20 protein-coding genes are annotated in these 25,056 nt (G+C 63.6%); 5 read left to right on the top strand and 15 right to left on the bottom strand.

Translation table 11 applies throughout. The features are described 5' to 3' along the window. Positions 1–56: 56 nt before the first annotated feature. The 4 genes from uvrA (at position 57) to THIVI_RS02470 (ending at position 8,595) form a co-directional block, all read left to right on the top strand. Positions 57–5,612, top strand: a complete 5,556-nt coding sequence (gene uvrA / locus THIVI_RS02485) for an excinuclease ABC subunit UvrA (RefSeq protein WP_014777071.1) — start codon at positions 57–59, stop codon at positions 5,610–5,612. Positions 5,613–5,827: 215 nt separating this feature from the next. Next, positions 5,828–6,418, top strand: coding sequence for a class I SAM-dependent methyltransferase (locus tag THIVI_RS02480; RefSeq protein ID WP_014777070.1), 591 nt, complete (start codon positions 5,828–5,830; stop codon positions 6,416–6,418). 291 nt (positions 6,419–6,709) lie between these two features. Continuing rightward, positions 6,710–7,906, top strand: coding sequence for a class I SAM-dependent rRNA methyltransferase (locus THIVI_RS02475; RefSeq protein ID WP_014777069.1), 1,197 nt, complete (start codon positions 6,710–6,712; stop codon positions 7,904–7,906). A 95-nt stretch (positions 7,907–8,001) separates the two neighbouring features. Continuing rightward, positions 8,002–8,595, top strand: coding sequence for a L,D-transpeptidase family protein (locus THIVI_RS02470; protein WP_014777068.1), 594 nt, complete (start codon positions 8,002–8,004; stop codon positions 8,593–8,595). 201 nt (positions 8,596–8,796) lie between these two features. Here the strand turns inward: THIVI_RS02470 and THIVI_RS02465 are convergent, their stop codons facing one another. From THIVI_RS02465 to THIVI_RS02425, 9 genes are all read right to left on the bottom strand, one after another. Next, a complete protein-coding gene (locus THIVI_RS02465) occupies positions 8,797–10,566 on the bottom strand; it encodes a hypothetical protein (protein ID WP_014777067.1) in 1,770 nt (589 codons plus the stop codon). A gap of 175 nt (positions 10,567–10,741) precedes the next feature. Continuing rightward, on the bottom strand, positions 10,742–12,235 hold the full coding sequence (locus THIVI_RS02460; RefSeq protein ID WP_014777066.1) for a lipopolysaccharide biosynthesis protein: 1,494 nt from the start codon (positions 12,233–12,235) through the stop codon (positions 10,742–10,744). A gap of 92 nt (positions 12,236–12,327) precedes the next feature. Next, positions 12,328–12,891, bottom strand: coding sequence for a DUF4124 domain-containing protein (locus THIVI_RS26245; protein WP_083845676.1), 564 nt, complete (start codon positions 12,889–12,891; stop codon positions 12,328–12,330). A 167-nt stretch (positions 12,892–13,058) separates the two neighbouring features. Continuing rightward, positions 13,059–14,378 carry a TldD/PmbA family protein gene (locus THIVI_RS02450; protein WP_014777065.1) on the bottom strand — a complete coding sequence of 440 codons (1,320 nt, stop codon included), beginning with the start codon at positions 14,376–14,378 and terminating at the stop codon, positions 13,059–13,061. Continuing rightward, entirely contained in the window at positions 14,375–15,817 is a 1,443-nt protein-coding gene (locus THIVI_RS02445; protein ID WP_014777064.1) for a TldD/PmbA family protein, read from the bottom strand. The genes THIVI_RS02450 and THIVI_RS02445 overlap by 4 nt, the downstream gene beginning before the upstream one ends. A gap of 206 nt (positions 15,818–16,023) precedes the next feature. Further along, positions 16,024–17,073 carry a tRNA pseudouridine(13) synthase TruD gene (gene truD / locus THIVI_RS02440; protein ID WP_014777063.1) on the bottom strand — a complete coding sequence of 350 codons (1,050 nt, stop codon included), beginning with the start codon at positions 17,071–17,073 and terminating at the stop codon, positions 16,024–16,026. Further along, positions 17,070–17,549: a 2-C-methyl-D-erythritol 2,4-cyclodiphosphate synthase gene (gene ispF, locus THIVI_RS02435; RefSeq protein ID WP_014777062.1), complete on the bottom strand. Its 480-nt coding sequence runs from the start codon at positions 17,547–17,549 to the stop codon at positions 17,070–17,072. Before ispF ends, truD begins: the two co-directional genes overlap by 4 nt. Positions 17,550–17,689: 140 nt before the next feature. Continuing rightward, complete coding sequence (locus THIVI_RS23300) at positions 17,690–18,007, bottom strand: BPTI/Kunitz-type proteinase inhibitor domain-containing protein (protein WP_014777061.1); 318 nt, start codon at positions 18,005–18,007, stop codon at positions 17,690–17,692. 130 nt (positions 18,008–18,137) lie between these two features. Further along, positions 18,138–18,557 (bottom strand): rubrerythrin family protein, encoded by a 420-nt coding sequence (locus THIVI_RS02425; RefSeq protein ID WP_014777060.1) that lies wholly within the window; start codon positions 18,555–18,557, stop codon positions 18,138–18,140. Between the two features lie 289 nt (positions 18,558–18,846). On the opposite strand from THIVI_RS02425, the gene THIVI_RS02420 reads away from it, so the two are divergent. Beyond that, positions 18,847–19,704: a metallophosphoesterase gene (locus tag THIVI_RS02420; protein WP_014777059.1), complete on the top strand. Its 858-nt coding sequence runs from the start codon at positions 18,847–18,849 to the stop codon at positions 19,702–19,704. Positions 19,705–19,738: 34 nt separating this feature from the next. On the opposite strand, the gene THIVI_RS02415 is transcribed toward THIVI_RS02420, so the two are convergent. Genes THIVI_RS02415 through THIVI_RS02390 form a run of 6 tightly spaced genes read right to left on the bottom strand, consistent with a single transcriptional unit; the run spans position 19,739 to position 24,861 of the window. Then, positions 19,739–20,089, bottom strand: coding sequence for a 4Fe-4S dicluster domain-containing protein (locus tag THIVI_RS02415; protein WP_014777058.1), 351 nt, complete (start codon positions 20,087–20,089; stop codon positions 19,739–19,741). Between the two features lie 5 nt (positions 20,090–20,094). Then, entirely contained in the window at positions 20,095–21,177 is a 1,083-nt protein-coding gene (locus THIVI_RS02410; protein ID WP_014777057.1) for a hydrogenase large subunit, read from the bottom strand. A gap of 3 nt (positions 21,178–21,180) precedes the next feature. Next, positions 21,181–21,618, bottom strand: coding sequence for an NADH-quinone oxidoreductase subunit C (locus THIVI_RS02405; RefSeq protein WP_014777056.1), 438 nt, complete (start codon positions 21,616–21,618; stop codon positions 21,181–21,183). Next, complete coding sequence (locus tag THIVI_RS02400) at positions 21,615–22,064, bottom strand: NADH-quinone oxidoreductase subunit B family protein (protein WP_014777055.1); 450 nt, start codon at positions 22,062–22,064, stop codon at positions 21,615–21,617. Before THIVI_RS02400 ends, THIVI_RS02405 begins: the two co-directional genes overlap by 4 nt. A gap of 5 nt (positions 22,065–22,069) precedes the next feature. After that, positions 22,070–22,930: a respiratory chain complex I subunit 1 family protein gene (locus THIVI_RS02395; RefSeq protein ID WP_014777054.1), complete on the bottom strand. Its 861-nt coding sequence runs from the start codon at positions 22,928–22,930 to the stop codon at positions 22,070–22,072. Beyond that, positions 22,927–24,861: an NADH-quinone oxidoreductase subunit 5 family protein gene (locus THIVI_RS02390; RefSeq protein WP_014777053.1), complete on the bottom strand. Its 1,935-nt coding sequence runs from the start codon at positions 24,859–24,861 to the stop codon at positions 22,927–22,929. Before THIVI_RS02390 ends, THIVI_RS02395 begins: the two co-directional genes overlap by 4 nt. Between the last annotated feature and the right edge of the window lie 195 nt (positions 24,862–25,056).

Below are 25,056 nucleotides of genomic sequence, written 5' to 3'. Positions count from 1 at the left end.
GAATCCCCATCTTTCATCCTCAGAACCGCCAGCCAGTCGGACCGATTGCCAACACCTTGAACGACTCCATCCGCCTGCGCGGCCTGCGCCAGAACAATCTGAAAAACCTCGATCTCGATCTGCCGCTCGGCGCGCTGATCGTGGTGACGGGCGTCTCGGGTTCGGGCAAGTCGTCGCTCGCCTTCGACACGGTCTACGCGGAAGGCCAGCGCCGTTACGTCGAGACCTTCTCGCCCTATGCCCGCCAGTTCCTGGACCGCATGGACCGCCCGGCGGCGGATCGCATCGAGGGCATCCCGCCGGCCATCGCCATCGACCAGACCAACCCGGTACGCACCTCGCGTTCCACCGTCGGCACCATGACGGAGCTGAACGATCATCTCAAGCTGCTGTTCGCACGCGCCGCCCGGCTGTTCTGTCATGGCTGCGGACGCGAGGTTCGGCGCGAGTCCGCCGAGGACATTTGGACTACGCTGACCGCCATGCCCGACAGCGATGCGCGACGCGTGCTCGTCGCCTTTCCAGTGCCAGTCCCCGCATCGCTTGGGCTGGATGGCGTGAAGCAGATGCTCGCCCAGCAGGGCTATGTGCGACTGCTGCGCGCGGACGCGGACCGTATCGAGGTCATCCAGGACCGCCTGCGACTCACGCCGGACCACCGCGGACGCGCCATCGAGGCGCTGGAAACCGCGCTTGCCAAGGGCCATGGCCGCGCCCTGGTCTATCCGCTGGACGCGGACCGGCAACCCGGCGCGCCCTGGCGGTTTTCGGGCGACCTGCACTGTCCGGACTGCGACATCGTCTATCGCGACCCGGCGCCGCATCTGTTTTCCTTCAACTCGCCCGCTGGCGCCTGCGAGACCTGTCGCGGCTTCGGTCGCACCATCGGCATCGACTGGTCGCTGGTGGTGCCGGATCCGTCCAAGTCGCTAATCGAAGGGGCCATCAAACCGATTCAGTCGGACAGCTACTCGGAGGTCCAGGAAGAGTTGATGGGTTTCGCGCATCGGCGCGGCATCCCCACCGACGTGCCCTGGCGGGATCTGACCGAGGCCGACCGCGACTGGGTCATCGAGGGTGAGGGGCCATGGGATGACGGCGTCTGGTACGGCATCCGCCGCTTCTTCGACTGGCTGGAGGGACGCAGTTACAAAATGCATGTGCGGGTGCTGCTCTCGCGCTACCGCGCCTATGACACATGCTCCGCCTGCCATGGGGCGCGACTGAAGGACGAGGCGCTCGACTGGCGGCTCGGCGATCCATCGCTGGCAGACCGGACACTGGCTCCGGCGGATCGTTTCCGGCACGCCCGTGTCGGCATGCCTCGCGGCGTTTGGGAAACCTTGCCCGGTCTCAATCTCCATGATCTGATGCGACTGTCGCTCGCGCGCGCCCACGCCTTTTTCGAGGCACTGACGTTCGATGGGGCCATGGATCAAGCGATGGACCTGCTGCTGACCGAGATCCGCGCCCGGCTACGTTATCTCCGCGAGGTCGGGCTGGGCTATCTGACCCTGGATCGTCAGTCGCGCACACTCTCCGGCGGCGAGATGCAGCGTCTCAATCTGACCACGGCGCTCGGAACCGCGCTGGTCAACACCCTGTTTGTGCTCGACGAGCCGAGTATCGGACTGCATCCGCGCGATCTGGACCGGATCACGGACATCCTGCGCCAACTGCGCGATCGCGGGAACTCGCTGCTGGTGGTCGAGCATGATTCGCAGGTGATGTTGGCCGCCGACCGGATCATCGACATCGGTCCCGGCCCCGGCGAACAGGGCGGACGAATCGTCTTTCAGGGGACGCCGGCGGAACTGCTGGCCGCGCCCGACTCGCTCACCGGCGACTATCTCGCCGGCCGCCGTCGGGTCTCCCCGCCCCGCGCACCTGACATCCCGACGGCGGACAGCGCCTGGATTCGTGTCCGCAATGTTCGCGCGCACAACCTCAAGGGAATCGATGTCGGGATTCCGCTCCACCGGCTGGTGGTAGTGACCGGCGTCTCGGGCTCGGGCAAATCGACCCTGGTACAGGATGTTCTCTACCCCGCGCTCTGCCAGCGCAAGGGACACCCGGAGGGCGTGCCGGGCGAGCATGAAGGGATCGACGGGGATGAAGCGGTCGCCGATGTCCTGCTGCTCGACCAGTCCAGCATCGGACGCACCTCGCGCTCCAATCCGGCCAGCTACGTCGGCGCGCTCGACGTGCTGCGCAAACGCTTCGCGAGCGCACCGCTGGCGAAAGAACGTGGCTACACCGCTGGCACCTTCAGCTTCAACAGCGGCAACGGACGCTGCCCGACCTGCGGCGGTAACGGCTTCGAGCATCTGGAGATGCAATTCCTCGCCGATGTCTATCTGCGCTGTCCGGACTGCAACGGACGGCGGTATCGCGCCGAGGTGCTGGAGGTCGCCATCCAGGGGTCGGACGCCGAGGCGCCCGCCCGCTCCATCGCCGATATGCTGGAAATGACCGCCACTGCGGCACTCGCCTTCTTCGCCGCCGACCGGGATCTGCAACGCGCGCTGGCGCCGCTGCAAGCGGTCGGTCTGGGCTATCTGCGACTTGGCCAGCCGGTACCGACGCTCTCCGGCGGCGAGGCGCAACGGCTCAAGCTCGCCGGTTATCTGGCCAAGTCGGGACGCCGCCGGGCGCGCGACGGCGGGTTGCTCTTTCTGCTCGACGAACCCACCACCGGGCTGCACTTCGCCGACATCGCCGTGTTGCTCAACGCCTTCCGCCATCTGATCGAACAGGGTCATTCGCTGCTGGTCATCGAGCACAATCTGGACGTGATCGCCGCCGCCGACTGGCTGATCGATCTGGGGCCGGAGGGTGGCGACGGAGGCGGCGAGATCCTCTGTTGCGGGACGCCGGAGCAGGTCGCCGAACACCCGGCCAGCCATACCGGACGCGCACTGCACGGCCATCGTCGCGCGCTGGTCACCGAAGCGCCCGTCATCGCGTATCAGGTTTGGCAGCCGACATCCGCGCCTCGCTCGCCACGCGACACGGACCATTCGATTTCCATCCTGCACGCCCGCGAGCACAACCTGAAGGATCTGACACTCTCGATCCCGCGCGACCGGCTCACCGTCATTACCGGCGTCTCCGGCAGCGGCAAAAGCACCCTGGCCTTCGACATCCTCTTCGCCGAAGGTCAGCGGCGCTATCTGGAGTCGCTGAACGCCTATGCCCGCCAGTTCGTGCAACCCGCCGCCCGCGCCGATGTCGACGCCGTCCACGGCATCCCGCCCACCATCGCCATCGAGCAGCGCACCAGCCGGGGCGGGGCCAAGAGTACCGTCGGCACCCTGACCGAGATCCACCATTCGCTGCGTTTGCTCTATGTCAAACTCGGCGTCCAGCACTGCCCGGATTGCGCCATCCCCATCGAGCCGATGACGCGCGAGGCCATCCTGGCGCGACTGCTGCGCGATCACGCCGGTCAGCGCATCAGCCTCATGGCCCCCATGGTCATCGCCCGCAAGGGACTCTACAACGAGCTTGCCGCCTGGGCCGCCAGCAGGGGCTGGCCGTTTCTGCGCGTGGACGGCGCACCCGTCGAAACCGCCGACTGGCCCCGGCTCGACCGTTTTCGCGAGCACTCCATCGACCTGCCGCTCGGCGAACTGACGGTCACGCCGTCCGCCGAACCGGCCCTGCGCGCCCTGCTCGATCAGGCGTTGGATCTGGGCAAGGGACAGGTCCGCGCGGTCCGGATCGAACACGAGCGTTGGAGCACCGAAACCCCCTATTCCACCGCCCGCGCCTGTCCCGGCTGCGGCCGCGCCTTCCCCGAGCCCGATCCGCGTCTCTTCAGTTACAACTCCAAGCACGGCTGGTGCCCGGACTGTTTCGGCACCGGCCTGGCCCTGACCGGCTTCGACGGCGAGCAGACTGGCGAGGAAGGTCAATGGTTGGAATCCGTGGGCCAGCGCGCCCCAGTTTGCCCCGTCTGTCACGGCGCGCGACTCAATCCCGAGGCGCTGGCGGTGCGCTTCCGGGAGCGTTCCATCGCGGAACTCTCGGCCCTGACCGTCGACCGGATCGCCGCCGTCCTGAACGCTCTGGAACTGAACCCGCGCGAAACCGCGATCGCCCGCGATCTGCTGAGCGAAGTCCGCCACCGGCTCGCCTTTCTCGCCGAGGTCGGACTCGGCTATCTGGCGCTCGACCGCGCCGCGCCCACGCTCTCGGGCGGCGAGGCCCAGCGTATCCGGCTCGCGGCCCAGCTCGGCTCCAATCTGCAAGGCGTCTGTTATGTGCTGGACGAGCCGACGATCGGACTGCATCCGCGCGACAACCGACTGCTGCTCGATACCCTCGTCCGGCTCCAGGCCAAGGGCAACACCGTCGTGGTGGTCGAGCACGACGAGGAGACCATCCGGCGCGCCGACCACGTCATCGACCTGGGTCCGGGCGCCGGAACGCGGGGCGGCGAGATCGTCGCGCAAGGCACCGCCGAGGAACTGATCGCCAACCCGAACTCGGTCACGGGTCGCTTTCTCGGGCGTCGCCATGAAGTCTCCAAACCGCCGCGCTCGACCGGTCGGGGAACCGACTGGTTGACGATCAAGGGGGCAAGACTGCACAACCTCCAGGATCTGGACGCGCGACTGCCGCTGGGACGGCTGGTCTGCGTGACCGGCGTCTCCGGCTCGGGCAAATCGACCCTGGTACGCGAGGTGCTGGCCGGCAGTCTCGGCCACCTGTTGACCACGAAACCGCCCGCCACGGGGCGCGCCGGCAAGAGCGATCTGGTCGGCTGTCGCAGCCTCGCCGGCTGGCAGGGGCTCGCGCGCCTCCTGGAAGTCGACCAGACCCCGATCGGTAAGACGCCGCGTTCCTGTCCCGCCACCTATGTCGGCTTCTGGGATGGCATCCGGCGTCTGTTCGCGGCCACCCCGGAGGCGCGCATCCTCGGCTGGGGGCCGGCGCGGTTCTCCTTCAACACCCCCGAGGGCCGCTGCCAGGCCTGCGAGGGTCAGGGCATCCAGACCCTGGAGATGAGCTTTCTGCCCGACGTGCGGATGATCTGCGAGATCTGCGGCGGTAGCCGTTTCGACCGCGAAACGCGCGAGGCGCGTTTCAAGGGGCTCGACATCGGGCAGGTATTGGCGCTCAGTGTCGACGACGCCATCGGCATTTTCGCCGCGCATCCAGCGATCCACCACGCGCTGACGCTGCTCGCGGACGTGGGACTGGGGTATCTGCGCCTCGGCCAGCCCAGCCCGACGCTCTCGGGCGGCGAGGCCCAGCGCATCAAGCTGATCACCGAACTCGCCAAGGCACGCCCGAGCGCCGACGGCAGCGCCAGCCGCCCGACGCTTTATGTCCTCGACGAACCCACGGTCGGGCTGCACATGGCGGATGTCGAGCGCCTGATCAGCGTCCTGCAACGCCTCGTCGACGCCGGGCATTCGGTCCTGGTCATCGAACACAACCTGGACCTGATCGCGGCCGCCGACTGGATTCTCGACCTGGGGCCGGAAGGGGGAGACGCGGGCGGACGGATCGTCGCGCAGGGCACGCCGGAACAGGTCGCCGCCTCCGGCGACGCGCCGACCGCATGCGCCTTACGCCAGCACATGGGCCGGCACTGCCGTTAAGTGAAGCCGTTGATTCCGGTACAAGCTTTCCCGGAAATCGCCTAAAGTCCGTGGCGGTTCCGTTCTCTCATCGGAAAGATCCGCTGTTTCTGGCGCGGCGATCCCTTGTTCGACAGACTGCGGAAGCGTGCAATTCCCGCTATGATAACTTGGTTTTCGCGCCGCGCCCGCGCGGCTCGATACTCCATCCACCTTGCCCCACGATCAATTCCGCCATGCCCAGAGTCGAAACCGACCACTTTTACCGCCACTCGCTGGAACACCACGGCCACACGGCCAAGGGAGTTCAGTGGAATTCCGAGCACAGCCAATACACCCGTTTCGAGGCCCTGCGGCGCTTTCTGCCCACGGATCTGTCAACGCTCACGCTCGCGGACGCGGGCTGCGGTCTTGGGGATTTTTTCCGTTTCCTCGACGCGCGCGGCGACCGACCAGGACATTATCTCGGCATCGATGTGGTGGAACCCATGGTGGAGGCGGCTCGGCTGCGCACCGATCGCGAAATTTTGCTCCTCGATATCCTGCGGGAGCCGCTGCCGGATGCTGCGTATTACGTCTGCAGCGGGGCCATGAACACCCTGACCCGCGAGGAGACCAGGACGTTCATCGAACGCTGTTTCAGGGCGTCGACCGCAGGTTTCGTGTTCAATCTGCTGTCCGGGCGGGATTCCTCGCTTCAGTACAATCTGTGCCTACCGGAAGACGTGCGCGAGTGGACGCGACATCTCGATGCCCGGATGGAGATCGCCGACGACTATCTCCACGGGGATTTCACGGTCGCACTCATCCGTACCGGCGCGGCCTGACGTCCCCGGTCGCGCGCGGAACCTTTGGCGATCGCGGCACCCTGTCGCGGTCCTTTCCCCGGCCGTTCTCATTCATTTTGACGTAGGAGCCCGCTTGCGGGCGACGGGGGTTGGCAGACCCAATGCTTGTTGGCAAATCATGTCGCCCGCAAGCGGGCTCCTACGCTGGCGGATGACGCCAAAATGAGAACGGCGGCCCATCTCCACAACGACGCGCCTCTTCGGCCCCGCATCTGATAGTCTCTGCAGGCTGCACGACTACCGCATTCATTCCGACCGGAAGACCTAAACATGAAGACTCAGCCACTTATCCTTCGCAAAGATCAGGAACGCCGACTGCTCGCCGGTCATTGCTGGATCTACAGCAACGAGGTCGACACCCAGGCGACTCCCTTGAAAAACCTGGAGCCGGGCCAGCCGGTCGAGATTCTGAGCGACCACGAACGCTGGATCGGGCACGGGTATGTCAATCCGCATTCGCTGATCTGCGCCCGGATCGTGACGCGCGACCGCAACCATCCGCTAAGTCCGACCCTCTGGCTCAAACGCATCCATGATGCGCTGGCGCTGCGCGAACGGCTCTACAAACGCCCCTTTTATCGGCTGGTGTTCGGTGAGAGCGATGGCCTGCCGGGTCTGATCGTGGACCGCTACGACGACCTGCTCGCGGTGCAGATCACGACCGCCGGGATGGAACGGGTGCGCGGGGAGATCCTGGCCGCACTGGAACAAGTGCTGCGGCCCAGGGCGATCGTGCTGCGCAACGACACCGCCGTGCGCGAACTGGAGGGACTGCCGCGTAGCGTGGAAACGGTGCTCGGAACGCCCGAGGACCATCTGACGCTAATCGAGCACGAGCTGGCGTTCGAGGTCTCGCCCCTGAGCGGACAAAAGACCGGCTGGTTTTTCGATCAGGCCGAGAATCGCACCCGGCTCGCCCGCTACGGGGTTGGCAAGCGAGTGCTGGACGTGTGCAGCTATATCGGCGCCTGGGGACTGCGCGCCGCCGCGTTGGGCGCCGAGGAAGTGACCTGCGTGGACAGCTCGCACACCGCGCTGGAACGGGTCGCCGATAACGCCGCCCGCAACCGTCTCGACAACCGCGTCAACCATCTGCATGGCGACGCCTTCGAGGTCTTGCGGGATCTGCGCGACAAGGGCAAACGCTTCGACACCGTCATTCTCGATCCGCCCGCCTTCATCAAACGTCGCAAGGACGAGAAGGAAGGTACCCAGGCGTATCAGCGGCTCAACCGGCTCGGAATCGAGGTTCTGGAACCCGGCGGACTCCTGGTGACGTCTTCCTGCTCCTTTCACATGGACCGCGACACCTTTTTGCGCTCGGTTCAACTCGCGGCGCGGCGGTCCGGACGGAATCTTCAGTTGCTGGAAGTCGGCCAACAGGGGCCGGATCATCCGGTGCATCCGGCCATTTCCGAGACCGCCTATCTGAAAACCTGCTTTCTCCGCGTCCTGCCGGAATTCTAAAGCTGGATTTTAGTCATCGGCTTACATAAACTTTCTGGCGTTGATTATGAACTTTGCCGGCCGGCCGCTGGCACCGTCGATTCAGGACTCACTCCATGTACTTCAACGCCAAACACTCCCACGCCATCTACCGTACCCCGCCACGGCACCGGCGTATCCGCCCGCTCGGGATGCACGTTCTCGCCGCGCTCGCGCTGACCGGACTACTCGGGCTGACGGGCTGCGGCAGCACGCCTCCAGTCACGCAAAAGGCCACCGGCCCCGTCGATCAGGTCGTGGTCAAAAAATCCGAACGACAGATCGAGTTGCTCAGCCGGGGCCAGGTGGTTCGGACATACCGCGTCGCACTCGGCGGTTCGCCCAACGGCCACAAATACCGCGAGGGCGATCAACGCACGCCAGTCGGCGATTACGTGTTGAACTGGCGCAATCCCCGAAGCAATTTTTACAAGGCCATCCATATTTCCTATCCCAACGAGCAGGATAAGCTCGCCAGCCGCCAGCTTGGGTTCAACCCCGGCGGCATGATCATGCTCCACGGGCTTCCCAACTATATCCAGTCGGAAAGCATGCGCCGTCTCTATACCAACCGCGACTGGACCCACGGCTGCATCGCCGTGCAGAACCATGAAATCGACGAGATCTGGAACCTGGTTCCGGACGGGACGCCGATTCGGATTCTGCCTTAGTCAGCAGCGCGCGGCGCGCCTGATCCACCGTTACGGCATCGTTCAGGGCAGGCTCGGCCAGGGACGGCCCCGAGCAAGGGAGTCAGACTCGGATTGAGACTCCGAAGGCGGGTTAGACAGCGAATCGGACGGACTGGCGACGATGATTCGCGCTAGTTAATGTGACGGGAAGACGTTGGAAGGTCAGCGGGCATCCATCGATCAATCGTAATGCGTCGCCGTCTTGATCGCCTGCTCCACCCCCGTCGGCAAATCCTTGGGCACCACGGGCATCACGCGATTAAAGGGCGTTGGATTGGGGTCGCGACCGTGGATGAAATCCTGATCCTCGACGATGGTACGGTAAGCCTTGTTGAGCCGCATCGCCCGCTCAGGCGAGGGTAGAAGCGCGAAGGCGATGTCGTGCCGCAGGCGCTCGAACGCCTCTTCCCTAGGAATACCTTCGGAAGTAAAGAAGCGATCCGCCAATTCCGGGTTGTCCAGGAACTCGCTCCCGGAACGGGTCTGCTTCAAATAGAAGCCGTACTCAGGATGAACGCCCTCTCCCAGAACCTCGACCCAGGGCTCGGCGAGGTCCGAAGCGTCGCGTCTCGACCAGTGAAACCAGCCGCCGTGCTCGGCGGAAGCCTTGAACTTACGGGCAAAAGCGAAGGTTGTATCGGCGGTGACACCGACGCCACCGTGACAGCCCATGCAGTAGAGCGTCTCCTCCTGCGACTGTGGTCGCAATTGGCCGGCGCGATCCTCGATAAACCCCTGGTACACCCAACCTTGCGCGAAGAGCCCGCGCTCGTAATCCCCGGGGGCTTCCTTGACGACGTTGTTCTCGTATTCCCGGCGCTCGGCGCCCTCGCGTTGAGCGATACCCCTGAGTTCGGAGTAGTTGTACCAGGCCTGCTTACGGGCATAGCGCAGTTCCTTCATGCGCGCCGCCGGCTGGATCCGCCCGGCCGCATCGGCGTCCAGATAACGCAGGCTCTGCAGGAATTCGGTTCCTTCTGGAAAAAGCCCGCCCGCCAGGTGGGCCTTCCCTTCCGCCAGCCGTTGCGCCGCCAGTCCGACATAAGACATCTCACGACCTTCAAGCGGCGCCCAGTCGTAGCGAACCCGGTCGGCGAGGTCGAGCGACCCGTCCCGGTCGAGATCGACCCCAAAATCGCGTTCGTCCACCGGATCGATAGGAACATCGGCACGCTTGATCAAGGCTTCGACGATGGCGAGATTGAGTGCGTAGACGCGCACATCCGGCTCCCCGTCCGCGCGGCGCCGAAAGGCATCGGGCAGCCGGATGAGGACATCGCCCGCACTGCCGTTCGTTGGCCAGTAGGTTGCAGGCAAAGGGTAGTAGGCGAAGGCGCGCCAGCCGGTGTATTGACCTTGCGGATCACGGTCGAAACCCTGCTCGTCGAATCGAAAATAGGCATCCGGGATATAACCGTTCCAGTGACGGTCGCCGTCCAGATCCCAGTGCGCGGGCAGTTCGGACAACCGTCGCGCCAGCAAGAGCGAACCATCCTTTGCCTCGTAGTTGCTCGTGCGCACCAGATCGCGCATCCAGATATCGTCGATGCGTTCGATCCGCTCCGAGCGATCCTCATACACATTCGGCCAGGGCATCTCTCGTGCCGACTCCGCCATCTGGAACACCTTCTGAAAGAGGCTGTCGTCGATATAATTGGGCGTATCGCCCAGTTGATGGCAGGTGTAGCAAGGGTTGAGAACCACCCCGTCCTGGAGTCTGGGCATGACATAGCACTGGGGGACAAGGTAGGCGAACGCATTGCGCAGGCGCGTGTCCCGCAGATCAAGGGAGTCAGCCTCCAGGGAACCGATGGCGGCTTGCCCAACGTCGCCATGGTCCTCGTCCGAGCGCGCCGACCACAAGATCCATGCGGCAAGAAGTAAGCACAGAAAGCCAAGAATCGCGGCCCCAAGGATGCGTTGGGGAGTGGCTTGCAGTGAGGGATTCATGGGCGGAAACCTGACTCGGGGCCCGCGAGAAACGACCGTTCCGATCCAATCGCGGGAGGCTGCAAAGAATAGCCGGGGAGCCTAACGCAAACCGCCCCAAACGCGTATGAAGGTTATGTGACCAGCGCCAGCGCATGATTGCGGTCGCGAGTTCGCTTCCGCAGCCCTGACCTGTTCATGACGATACCCCGCCCGTCCCGCGCCGTCGTGTCAGTCGGCGCGCATCCAGCAGCAGGACAGCCAGCAGAAAGATCGCCAGACAGAGCGTCCCCGCCGCCAGCGAATTCCAGCCTGGCACCGAGACCAGCCACCGGCTCGCGAGATAAAGCGCGACCCCGAGAATCACGTAGCCCAGCACGCGCCCGACCTCGTAGGGCACCGGGTAATAACGGCGTCCAAGCAGATAGGACATCGCCACCATCGCTCCGTAGCAGACCAGGTGTGCCCAGGCGGCGCCCTCGTAGCCGTAAATGGGCACCCACCAGAGCAGCAGGACGATGGTGATGCCCGCGCCGATCAGCGAGACGACAGCACCCATCAGGGTACGGTCGGTCAGCTTGTACCAGATGGACAGATTCACGTAGATGCCGAGAAAGAGGCTCGCGAGCAGCAGCACCGGCACCACGCTCAGTCCCTCGCGGTAGGCACTACCGACGAAATACTGGAAGAGATCCAGATAGAGCGTGACCAGCAGGAACAGAAAGACGCAGCAGATGACGAACCAGTTGAGTACCAGCGCATAGGTCTGTCGCGCGTCGCTCTGTTTGGCGTAGCTAAAGAAAAACGGTTCGCCGGCGTAACGGAATGCCTGGATGAAGAGCCCCATGAGTATCGAGAGCTTGTAACAAGCGCTGTAGATTCCGAGTTGCGCCATGTTGGTCGCGTCATCGAAGGGCAACAGGTATTTGAGCGCGGCGCGGTCCAGCATCTCGTTGATAATCCCAGCGAAGCCGATGACGACCATGGGGAGCGAATAGCGCAGAAGACGCCCGAAGAGCGCCGCCTGAAAGGTGCCGAATCCGTCCCGAAACTGCGGGGCCAGCAACATCAGCTTGAGCCCGCTCGCCGCCAGGTTGGCGATGAAGACATAGCCCACGCCGATGCTCGGGTTCCAGAGCGACCCGAGCAGGGATTGCGGATCGGACTCGAAGGCGCGCCGGCAAACGTAGATGAAGAAGATGGTCAAACCGACGTTGGCCCCGATCTCAACCAGCTTGAGTGTCGCGAAACGCTTTGCCCGATCCTCCGCCCGCAGGCGCGCGAAGGCGACCGAACCCACCGAATCCAGGGCCAGGATCGCGGCGCTCCACCAGACATACTCGGGGTGACCGGAATGGCGCAGCAGTTCGGCGATCGGCTCGCGCTGGACATAGATCAGCAGGAAAAAGGCGATATTCGTCAGCGCCAGGAAGCGCAGGACCGTTCCGTAGACAACCTCGGGCGGCCACTCGCCCCCGGCGCGAAAACGGAAATAGCCGGTCTCCAGCCCGAACATGAGCACCACCGCCAGAAACCCCATGTAGGCGTAAAACTCGGCGATCACGCCATACTCCGCTGGGGCGAAGGTATAGGTCAGAAAGGGCACCAGTAGATAATTGAGAAAGCGCCCCAGGACGCTGCTGACACCGTAGATGGCGGTTTGGGAGGCGAGCCGCTTGAGTGGGTTCAAGGTTGGGAGTCCGGGTGTGGCCTGACGGCGGATGCGAAGCGCATTCTAACCCGTGACGGTTGGGCACATTGCAGCGGGGATGCGCACTCGTCTCAATGTCGGGGACGCGGCGGCGATTGCTCGGAATGCAGCGATCGTCCCGGAACGGTCGATGATCGTCCGGGGCGGGTAACCGAACGCCCATCGGGCTGAACCGGACGCGTATCGGAGTGCCGTGGCAGGTGATCCGACCGGTTGGGCCGATGATCCGGTCCTGGGCGCGGAGGCTTCCGGAATCTTGGATAAACGAGGTAGACGGACTGACGCGCACGCTCGGCCTCTGCTTCAGCCAACCGGGCGCGGGCACGGCTCTCTTCGATCTCCGCGAGACGCAGTTCCTCCTCCTGCCGCGTCACTCTCTCCGCCCACCGCGCCGCTTCGCGCTGTTGACGTTCGCTCTCCAGTCGCTTGACCTGGTTCATCACCGAATAGTGGTTATCCGCTGGCCGGGGAGCGGGCGGCGGCAATGGCTGAACCTGGACTGGAGCCGCCGGATTCGACGGTGGTCGATCGCTGAAATGAACCTGACCCTGATCGTCAATCCAGCGGAACAATTGACTGGCCGCGCACGGGTCCAAGGTCACGAGGAGAGCCAGTAATAGGGCGAGCGTACGCATCGTTTCGTTCGCGAGTCTCGTTAAGGCGAATTCCGGACATGACTTGACCAAACGTACAACCCCGTAGGAGCCCGCTTGCGAGCGACGTGCCTGCCAAGATGCCTTCCATGCATCCAGCCGTCGCCCGCAAGCGGGCTCCTACCGGCAGGATCCTTGCCAACAATCGCCTAAAGCGCCAGATTGATCCCCGAAACCAATAGCCCCGGTAAGAGCGCGCTATCGGTCGAGCGGCCGTCATAGGTCTGCGCTGAGAGAATCAGCTCGCGCTCGCGGGTCAGCCCTTCCAGACGGTCGCCCAACAGATGATAGAGGCTGTCGTCGAACCGCATGACCTTGACCGGAGAGACGATCTCGCCGTTTTCCACCCAATAGGTGCCGAAGCGGGTCATGCCGGTGGCGCGACAATCGTTGGGATCCGACCAGTTGCAGTACCAGAGGTTGCCGATATAGAGCCCTGTGTCGAGCCGGGCGAGTACCTCGGCCATCGGCAGCTCGCCCGCGTCGAATCCCAGAGATTCAGGCGAGCCGCTCGCGGCATTGACGGTCTCGCCGTATTCCTTGCCGTCGCGCGCATCCACCAAGCATTGACTAAAGATGCCCCCTTCGATCAGTGTCACGCGGTCCGGTTTGACGAAACCCTCGGCGGTAAAACCGGCCGCCAGCCCGCGCGCGTGTTCCTCGCGGAGCGTGACCCGCGGGTCGAAACGGCGCTCGCCGCGCGTCATCAGGAGCAAAGGGGTCTGATGGGTTCGATGACTCTTGAGATCGAACCCGCCCCAGGCGAGCATGTCCGTCAACTCATTGACCGCGGCCGGGGCCAGGTAGGCGCGATAGCGACCGGGATCGAGGGTGCGCGCGGGTCGCGCCATGATCCGCAGCCCTTCGCGCAGGGCGTCGAGCTTGTGGTTGAGCGCCGCGGTGTCCCAATGAAAGCCGCCCAGGCCCGCCTTGACCGCCTTATCGGCCTCCAGATAACAGCTCCAGTCGAGGTTGAAGCTCAGGCTCTGGTGCCAGTGACGATGACCGAGCGAACTCGCCAGTCCCTCGTCGATCGCCCCGCTGGCCCAGATGCCGACCAGATCCAGACCCTCGGCGGCGGCGATCAACTCGGCGACCGTTTCCTCGGCAGAGGGGATCGCTTCGCCGACCTGCCGGTGGCTCTCGCTGGCCTCGGTGGAATAGTGCAGATAGGGATCGTCCGGGACATGGACGAGACGTTCGCGCAGACGCGCGAGCAGATGGCGCGCCCGGACCAGATCCTGGCGCGCATCGCCGGTGAGGTCGCAGCGGCCTTCCGCCTGTCTTGCCCCATCGATCAGGTTCAGACCGAGCGCAGCGGAGCGCACATGACCGGCCTGACGGATGCGGTTACGGTTCAGACGCACGAAGTCGGATGCCTCCGCGCCCAGGTTGCAGAAGAGAATTTCCGTGCCAGCGAGCCCAGCCTGTAGCCGGTCGGCCAAGGCGAAAAAGGTGTCTTGATTCATTCGCCACCTCCAAACACGGCCACGTCGCGGAACAGACAGGGCGGCGAGGCGTGTCCGACAGAGACCGCCTGATTCGGCTCGCCCTTGCCGCAGTTCGTCACCCCGCGAATCTCCAGGGTCTCGGGGCCGCCGACCCCGTCGAGACGACGCCAGAATTCGGCCGAGATGCCGCGATAGCCGGGATTGCGCACCAGTCCCTTGAGTTCGCCGTCCTCGATCAGGCGTCCCAGTTCGCAGCCGAACTGGAACTTGTTGCGGCTGTCGTCGATCGACCAGGAACGGTTGGTGTCCATCAGGACGCCGCGCTCGACCCGCGCGATCAGATCGTCGAGACTGCCCTCCCCCGACTCCAGATTGAGGTTGCCCATGCGGTCGATCGGCGGACGGTCCCAACCGCTGGCACGGGTATTGGCGGTGCCCGGCAGTCCGGCGCGCGCCTGGGAGAGCGGACCGCCAAGCGGACGTTCCAGGATGCCCCGGCGGATCAGATATTCGCGCTGGGCCGGCGTCCCCACGTCATCGGCGACCATGGACACCAGTTCGCCGGGAACCGTGGGATCGAAGGTGATATCGAGGAGTTCGGAACCGTAGCGATAGCGGCCGAACATGCCGGGCGTGACGAAGCTGGTGCCGGCATAGTTGCGCTCGTCGCCCAAAATGCGGTCCAGTTCCAGCGGGTGACCGATGCTCTCGTGGATCTGCAACACCATCTGGCTTGGCAGCAGGATCAGATCGCGGGTGTCCTCGGGACATTCGGGCGCGTCCAGCAGCGCGATGGCCTCTTCCGCCACGCGCGGCGCGTCGTCCAGCAGATGCACCGCCGCGATGCGCTCCAATCCGCCCTGTTGCGCCCAATCCGCCCCGCCACCCTGCCGACGCTGGGTCTGACTGCCGGCATTGGCGACGGCGAACAGCCCCGGATGGACCGACTCGAACACTTGGGAGACCCGTGCGCCATCGCTGCTCACCAGCAACTGCGACACCCGATGGCGCGTCAACCAGGCGGACCAGTCGACGATGCGCTCGTCGATCGCCAGGGCCGTGTTGGCGGCCTGGAGCAGCGCCAGCTTGTCGGCGACCGCCATGGCTTTCCAGGATTCCAGGATGGTGGAGCGATAGTCGGCGCGCGTACTGGCGCGCGGATAAAGACCGGCATCGAAGAGTCCGAGCCGGGCATGGGCGAGCGCCCAGTCCGCCGCCCGCTCACCGGCGGCGCGCAAACCGGCGGCGCTCAGATCGCTGGTGGCGCCGTAGCCGATGCCGCCGCCACGCACGACCGTGACCATGGCACCCAGCGAGCTATCGAGCACGCTCGGCTCGACCACGCCTTGGCGCACCTCCAGATGATCGGACTCCTCCTCGACCAGGCGCAGGGTCCAGTATTCGCAGGCCGGTGCCTGCGAAGCGAAACGATCGGCAAATTCGGAGAGTTGTTCCATGAGACGAACGGATCCGGTGGCGATGCAATCCGATCACTTTCGTCAGAGGCAGCGCCGCTGTCAAGTCAACCGGAAGAAGCGACCTTGAGCGCCGAATGACGCTCGTCTCCCCGACGACCGAGTGCGATTTGACGCTTGCGGCACGCGATCATTTCAACGACGAGGGCTCGCGCAGCGCCGGAACGACCTTGCCCCTCGACCCTTCGTCATGCATCCCAATCGACCAACTCGCGCAACACGGCGGTCGCATAGGATCCAGCGGTCAATTCAAAGGTCAGTTCAAGCCCCTCGTCGACCAAGCGTCCGGTCAAGTCGATGACCGGCAGGCGCAGCGCGCGGCGCTCCTGATCCATCCTCTGGACGGCGAGCCCTTCGGGCCAACCGGGAAAACCGGCGGCGACCTCCTCCTCTAGCCGCTGAATCGCCGCGCGCGTCGGCGGCGCGCCGGCGCCCCAGAGCGGACCGCTGGGATGCAGATCCATCCGCTCGCAGCGCTCGGTCAAGGTCTCGTCGATCACTTCGGCGAGAAAATGCGAATGGGTGCCGTCGAGTTGCAGACAGTCGCCAGGCTGGGGGCGATCCCAGTCCTCGCGTCGGACCCGCTCGGCCAGAAGCTGATTGAACATCTGCGAACGCGCGGCGGACAGCCAGAGACCTTTCTGATGGCGCGGTACGCGGCCCGCAGTGCCGCCGAAGAGCGCATGGGCGCGGATCAGATTGCCGTCGGCATGACCGAAGCGTTGTTCGCCGAAATAGTTGGGCACGCCGCGCGCCCGGATCGCATCGAGCCGGGCGTCGAGATCGGAAATCGCCAGCGCACAGTCGCGTATCCGGAGGCGAAAGCGGTTCCCGGCCAGTGCGCCGCGCCGGAGCTTGCGCCGGTGCGGATGGACTTTGAGCACCTCGATCCCATCCGTGCTCAACGCCGACCAATCCGGCGGTTCGTCGCGCGGTCGCGGGACGGAAAACCACTGGCTGGTAACGGCGTGACGGTCCTTGAGACCCGCGTAACCGATTTCGGACTGGGACGCGCCAGCCAGCGCCGCCAGACGGCGAGCGACCCATTCGGTATTGGCGCCGGTCTTGCGCACCCACAGCAGCAGATGATCGCCCTCGCCGTCCGGCGCGAAGCCCAGGCGTTCCTCGACCTGAAAATCGGCGGGATCGACCCGCAGACGCCCGTGCCCCAAGGGTTCGCCGTGCGCCCTCGGCAGATCCGCGAAGGTCGTCCATCGCGGTAAGGGGGTTTGCGTCATGCCCCCGACTCTGTCAGCAAGACCACGGCGGAGGCCGCGATCCCCTCGCCACGCCCGGTGAAGCCCATGTGTTCCATGGTGGTCGCCTTGACATTGACGCGCGTCGGAGGGCAGCCAAGATCGATGGCCAGGATCTGACGCATCGCGGGAATGTGCGGCGCGAGTTTAGGCTGCTGGGCGATGATGGTCATGTCCGCGTTGTGCACGGTCAGACCCATCTGACTCAGGCTGGCCATCGCCCGCCCGAGCAAGATGCGGCTATCGATGCCGGCATAGGCGGCATCCGTATCCGGAAAGTGATTGCCGATATCGCCCAACCCGGCCGCGCCAAGCAGCGCGTCGCAGAGCGCATGGATCAGCACGTCGCCGTCGGAATGTGCGAGCAGACCCTGATCGTGAGGGATCGTCAGACCGCCGAGCACCAGCCGGCGCTCCGGCGCGAAACGATGGGCGTCGAAGCCCTGGCCAATCAGCATGTTTTGTTTCCTCGTTATAGGATGCAGCGAGCGAGAGCGAGTCGCATGATTCGGGGTGATGTCGCGATTCTGAATATTCTGCTTCCCGATTGCTTCCGGACAGTGCCGCTCAAGTCGGGAAACAGTTGATGGACACCTTCTTAATGGCCAGACACGCAGTATTGCGAGCAATCCTTCATGGTCTGGAAAGGCACTCGCCCCTTGCATCCCCCATAGACAAAAGGCTTGCAGCGATCCTCTCGATAGTCGTAATAGAACTTCGTTTGAGCGGCGTGGCAGGAACCAGGATCTGGCTTCGCGAGGCATTCGACGGGCAGTTCGTCTCGATTGCTTAGAACATGATCCGAGCCGCAACCGGAAAGAGTCGAAGCAATGGCAAAAACTGCGAAGATCGTCAGGATGCGCATGGTGATTTCGCGTTCACGACCCTGCATGGTCACTTCAGTTTTGCCCTCCATCTTTATTCCATTCCGGCCCTTTGCGGAGGTTCGCGCCACGCACACTCGGCCCTGAATCAGAACCATGGCCGGCAAGGGGCGCCGAACGCGTCCTTTTTATCCAGACTGTCAGACTGGCGTCAAGCCGTCTTCAGGCGTCGAGATTATCGAGCGCCTTCTGGAAACGGTTGGCATGCGAACGCTCCGCTTTGGCAAGCGTCTCGAACCAGTCGGCAACTTCGTCGAACCCTTCGTCCCGTGCCGTTTTCGCCATGCCAGGATACATATCGGTGTATTCGTGGATTTCGCCGGCAATCGCCGCCTTCAGGTTCGCGCCTGTTGGGCCGATCGGCAAACCGGTCGCTGGATCGCCGACGGCTTCGAGGTATTCCAGATGGCCGTGCGCATGGCCGGTTTCACCCTCGGCGGTCGATCTGAACACGGCCGCCACATCATTGTAGCCTTCAACATCCGCCTTCGCGGCAAAATAGAGATAACGCCGATTCGCCTGCGACTCACCCGCGAAAGCATCTTTGAGGCTCTGCTCAGTCTTGCTGCCTTTGAGTTCCACGTTGATTTCCTCGTGATGGACAACATTTGATTCGTTAATCTGGCTTCGCCAAGCCTATGGAGCCGCAGCGAAATAGAGAAATTGTTTGTTCCAATGACACCGATAGCGTCACTTGATGACCGCGCCATCGTCCAACCGTGACCGAGCCCGCAGTCTCGACCGGGCGTCGATCGGCAGGCGCCGAGACGCGAACGGTTTCCTTGCGGCGAACGTAACTGACTGTAAAAATGCCTGGGAAGACATCCTCCAATGACGTCTCGCCAAACGCTTGCGCAGACTGGAAATCGACATGTCCATGCTCCCGGAAGTTCTATCGACTCACGCGCCGGGCCAGGATCCGTCTGCCGCATCGAACGCGGCCGACCCATTGCGACTGGTGCAACTCACGGACCCGCATCTGTTCGGGAACCCCGCCGGGCGACTGCTCGGTATCACGACCAGAATCAGTTTCGAGGCCGTCCTTGCTCATGTCCTCGCGAATTCTCAACCGGTGGATGCCTTAATCCTGACCGGCGATCTGGTGCATGACGAATCGCCAGCCGGTTACCGCTATCTCCGCCAAGCCCTCGACGGCAGCGGACAGCCCTATTACTGCATCGCGGGGAACCATGATCGCCACGATCCGATGCGCGAATATCTCGGTTGCTCGGCCGTGGAGACGCTTGGCATCCGACGCATCAAGAACTGGAGTCTCATTTTCCTGGACTCCCTGAATCCGGGCCGCAATAGCGGACTTCTGCCGCATTCGCAACTGGACCAGTTACGCGGCCTGCTGGCGCGCAACCAGTCGCCGTCGTTGATTTTTCTCCATCACCACCCGATCCCTGTGCACAGTACCTGGATGGATACCATGGGCGCCGAGAACGGTGGCGAACTACTCCGAATCTGCGCACTCAATCCTCAGGTCAAGGCCGTGGTGTTCGGCCATATTCATCAGGCATTTTCAAGTGTCCAAGGGGACTGCCGGATCCTCGGAACCCCCTCTACCTGCATCCAGTTTCTGCCCGGCAGCCGGGAGTTTGCGCTAGACGATCGCCCGCCCGGTTATCGGGAACTGATGCTCTATCCGGATGGTCGCCTGGAGACCCAGGTGATTCGACTGGATGAATTTCATGAATCGCCCACTCCACATTCCGCAGGGTATTGAGGCGATTTCCTGCACATTTCGAGAACCGGCGGCTCTATGGCGCCTCGTAATCCTGCCGATAGCTGATCACTTCTTTCGCCCGCATCGGCGGCCAGGGCTCACGACACTGAGTGATGCAACCCTCGCGACAGTCATGGACACAGTTCCCGCAGAGAATGCAGAGGCCGTGGTCGATGGCCCAGGTCTTGTCTTTCTTGCTGGCGACGATGGCACCGGTCGGGCATTTCACGGCGCAGACGGTGCAAAAGGTGCAGTCGTTGATCTTGAATTCGATGTGTCCGCGCGTCTTGGCATAGGGCGTTCGCCGCTCGAACGGATAAAGCCGGGTCGCGGGACGGTGCAGTGCGCTGCGGGTCACGAGGGCGGAGATGGAGAACCAGGACATGGGCGTTACCTCTCGGTGCAACTGACGCAGGGATCGATGGTCAGCACGATGACCGGGACATCGGCTAGGTCGCAGCCCTTGAGCATGTGCACCAGCGGGGCGATGTTGGCGAAGGTCGGGGTGCGGACGCGGAAGCGCTCCAGGTTTTTCTGGCCGTTGGCGCTCATGTAATAGCAGACCTCGCCGCGCGGCTGTTCGAGCCGGATCATGGTCTCCCCTTTGGGCCGCTGTCCCTTGAAAGTGACCTCGATCTCGCCCTCGGGCATCCGGTCGAGACATTGCCGGATCAGGTCGATCGACTGGCTGATCTCGCGCAACCGAACCACGCAGCGGGCATAGCAGTCGCCCGCCTGTTCGACGATCGGCTCCCACTCCAGATCCGCGTAGGCGGCGTAACCAAGTTGTCGGGTGTCTCTTGCCACGCCGCTTGCACGCAGTACTGGGCCAACGGCGCCCAACGCATAGGCGTCATCTGCGCTCATGACGCCAACCCCGACCGTGCGCTGCTTGACCGTGTGGTCGCCACGGAAGATGTTGGCCACCTCGTCGAAGGCGGCTTCGATGTCCTGCATGCGCCGCCCGACCCGTCGCAGGGTCTCGGCATCCACATCCTTACGAATCCCGCCGACCTTGCACGACCCGAAGATGACCCGCCCGCCGGTGGTCTCCTCGATGATGTCGACCAACATCTCGCGGATGCGCCAACTGTGCTGAAAGAGGCTCTCGAAACCGAAGGCATCGGCGGACAGACCCAGCCAGAGCAAATGGCTCTGGATGCGCGACATCTCGGCCCAGACGGTGCGTAGATAGACTGCGCGCGGCGGAACCTCCAGCCCCAGGAGGTGCTCGATCCCCTGACAATAGCCCTGGCCGTGAATGAAGCTGCAAATCCCGCAGATGCGCTCGGCGACCTGGGCCATCTCGACGAAGTCGTGCCGCTCGGCGAGCAGTTCGAGACCCCGGTGCACATAGCCGATCGAAGGCAGTGCCTGGACGACCCGCTCGTCGTCGAGTTCGAGATCGAGATGGATCGGCTCGGGCAGGACCGGATGCTGCGGACCGAAGGGGACAATGGTGGTATTCGCCATGGTTCAGCCCTCCCGGACTGGCGTGGGTGGGGCGACCCTCGCGCCCGCTTCCGCCCGACTGGACGCGCGCTCCGGCTTCTCCTTCTTCAGGGTCACGTCGCCGGAAAAGGGGATCTTGGTCTTGGTGCGCAGAAAGTTCCCGCCATAGTCCAGAGCCAGACCCGGAATGTTGAAGCCGAACAGATCCTTCAGCTCGTTTTCATAGGTGAAGGAGGCGGGAAAGACCGCGCTTAGGCTCGGCAGTTCAGGCAGATCGCGAGGGACGCGCACGCGATAATTGACGCAACGGTAATCCTTGTCGTAGCTGATCATGACCTCGAAGTGATCCGCGCGCGCGGTCCCGGTCATCTGCACCAACCGGAAGCCCTCGGCCCGGTGGCGACCGGCCGTCGTAACCCATTGATCAAGTTCGATGTCCTCGAAGGATTCGTGCTGACTCATGACGCTACCACTTTACGTTGACGTTTACGGTCCTTGGCGCGCTCCTCCAGAATCGCGAGCGCCTGCACCACCCCATCGATGATCGATTCCGGGCGCGCCGCGCAGCCAGGGACATAGACATCGACTGGAATCACCTGATCGATCCCGCCATAGACGTTATAAGCATCGCGAAAGATCCCGCCGCTCAGGGCGCAGGCGCCGATCGCGACCACCGCCTTGGGGTCCGGCATCTGCGCGTAGAGATTCTCGACCACCTTGCGCGACTCCTCGTTCACCGAGCCGGTGACCAGGAAGATGTCGGCATGTTTCGGGTTGCCGGTGTTGACGATGCCAAAGCGCTCCACGTCGTAGAGCGGCGTCAGACAGGCCAGCAGCTCGATGTCGCAACCGTTACAACTGGTCGCGGCGTAGTGCAGGATCCAGGGGGATTTTTTGAGGAAGCTCATGGGATTCAGGTGATCAGAGGGAGGAGCATGAGGTTGGTCACGCCGAACAAGCCAGTGACCACCCAGGTTGCCTTCAGCGTCGTCGCCCATTTAAGCCGCGCATGGGTGTTGTCGACCAGTACCTCGGCGAAAAACAGCACCAGCGCGATCGGCAGCGCCAGGGCCAAGCCCCAGGGCGCGAAGAAGAGATACAGCCAGCCGAGCAGGATAACGTTCTCGTACCAGTGACCGATCTCCACCAGGGCCAGATCGCTCCCGGACAGGTCGGTCGTGATGCCCTTGACCAGTTCCTGATGACCGTGGTGCGACGCACTCAGATCGAAGGGCGATTTGCGTAGCTTGATGGTGAGGATAAAGAGAAACCCGAGCAGGATGCCGAAGAGTTGCACCACCTGCCAGGGACTGCCCGCGACGATGTCGCTCACCCGGAAGCTGTCCGCCACCAGAAAGAATCCGAGCGCCACGATGATGAGCATCGGCTCGTAGGCCATCATCAGCATCAGCTCGCGCGAGGAACCGATATTGCTGTAGGGCGAATTGGTCGAATAGGCCGCGAGACAGAGAAAGATCCCCGAGACCGTCAACGCGAACAAACTCAGCAGCAGGTCGCTACCGAGAAAGAGGATGAACCCGGAAATCACCATGAAGAACAGGAAGCCCCAGAGATAGAGCGTCTGGAGTTCGGTGACGACGACGGTGTCCTTTTCCAGCAGTTTCAGCACATCGTAGATGGGTTGCAGCAGCGGCGGCCCCTGACGGGACTGCATGCGCGCGGTCAGACGCCGGTCGAGACCGGCCAGCAGCGCGCCAAGCAACGGCCCGAGGACCAGAAAGGCAATCGCCAAACCCCAGTTTTCCGCATTCATGGATTTGCACTCAACAGCATCAAGGTCAACAGGAGCAGCGCGCCCAGCAGACCGCGACGGACCAGGAGATCTTCCTGGATGAATCCGGCGAGATAATACCCCCGGCTTTCGACCTCGCGCGTCGCCCCCATGGCGCCCCGGTAGGAGGCGCCGCCGTCGACATTCGCCCCGCTCAGATAGCCGCTCACCACGGCGAAGCGCGGCGGTCGCAGCCAGAAGATCAGCGGCAGCAGGAAGATCCCGCCCAGCATGGCCGTCATCATCGCAATCGTCTCCCAGGGAATGCGGTCATCCGTCAGCGGGATCAAACCCGCGCCGGTGAGGAACTCGGTATAGGGTTGCACGAAAATCCAATCGGCAAGCGGAAAGAGTGCGCAGGCCACATACGTGATCACCGTCAGCGCGAAGAGCGCGATCGCCTCGTCGCGAGGAATCGCCGCTTCGATGGGGTTTGGCCGGCGCGGCATGGCCACCAGCTTGCCCATCCATTTGCTCCAGAAAAAGAGCGTGGGCGCGCTGCCGAAGGCGAGAATGGCTGCCAGCAGGATACCGTCGCCCGGCATCACGTCCATGGTCAGGAACGCCTGGAAACAGGTGTACTTGCTCAACAGCATGCCGAAGGGCGCGAGGAACATCCCCAGGATGCCGACCAGCATCATCGCGGCCAGCACCGGACGCCGATAGACCAGCCCCTCCATGTCCTCGATGTCGCGGCTGCCGATCAGATGCTCGGTGGTGCCGACACTGAGGAACAGCAGGGCCTTGGCGACCGCGTGGAAGAGGATCAGCAGAATCGCCGCCCAGATCGTGGTGGCCGTCCCGACCCCGGCGCACATGACGATCAGACCGAGATTGGCGATGGTCGAATAGGCCAGCACCCGCTTGGCGTTGCGCTGATTGATCGCGACCAGCGAGGTGACGAGAAAGGTCACCCCGCCGACCAGCGACAAGAGGAAACCGGCATAGGTGTCATGGAAGACCGGCGAAAGCTTGACGAGCAGAAAGACGCCTGCCTTGACCATGGTGCTCGAATGCAGCAGCGCGGACACCGGCGTGGGCGCGACCATGGCCCCGAGCAGCCAAGACGAAAAGGGCAACTGCGCCGACTTGGTCAGCCCGGCGATCGCGATCAGGACCGCCGGAATCAGGGCGAGCGTGCTGCCGGCGGCAATCAACTGGTCCAGTTCCCAGGTATGCAGCCCCGGACCATGAGTCAGCCAAACGATGGCGCCAGCAAAGGCGACGCCGCCGATCAGGTTGAGCCCCAGCGCGCGGAAACCGTTACGGACCGCCTCCTCCGTCCCCGAGTAGGAGATCAGCCAGAAAGAGCAAAGCGTCGTCACTTCCCAGAAAAAGAACAGCCAGGGCAGATGGTTGGAGAAGACGATGCCGAACATCGCCCCCAGAAAGACGAACAGCATGAAGAAGAAGGCCGGACGGCGATCCTTCACCTCATGCTCGTGCGCCTGATAATCCTGCATGTAGCGGATCGCATGGAGGCAGATCAGACCGCCGACCAAGCCGACGATCAAGGTCATCAGGATCGAGAAACTGTCGACATAGAAGTGCCGGGCCACCTCGGGATGCTCCGGGGCGAGTTCCGCGAACAGCATCAGCCCGGTCTGCGCCAGGATCAGCAGCGGAATATACCACTCGCGCCCCTTGATTCGACGGCAGGCGAAGAGCAGATAGGCCGAGAGCGCGATCCCGCCCAGCAGGAAAGCCATGTCCAGCGCGCCGGCAACACCCGCACCGAGGCTGAAGAATTGTGGCTCCATCCGAAAATAGGACAGCGCCAATGCCAGCGCGGCGCCGCCCAGTCCATAGACCGACCAGCGCACCAGGTCAGCGCGCCGCGCGTGGGTCGGGGCAAACAGAATCGCCAGCCCCGCGATCAACGGGAACCCGATCAGGAGGACAATCAATGGCATCCGGGGATCCTCGGATTAATTCGCAAGGAGGCGAACGGCGCGACAGTGGCCGGACGAACCGCCCGGGCGGTGGGTGAACGATGATTCATGGGATCAGGATATGGCGTGTTTGAATGGCGATGGAAACCGGCGCCTGAACGGGCGTCTTCTTATGAGCGACGCGCTAATCTAGCCGATCCGGTCGCGTCCGGCATC

It is taken from the genome of Thiocystis violascens DSM 198 (assembly GCF_000227745.2).
Taxonomy (GTDB): domain Bacteria; phylum Pseudomonadota; class Gammaproteobacteria; order Chromatiales; family Chromatiaceae; genus Chromatium; species Chromatium violascens.
Note: the sequence above shows the minus strand (reverse complement) of the source record. Positions and strands in the feature narration are given on the sequence as shown.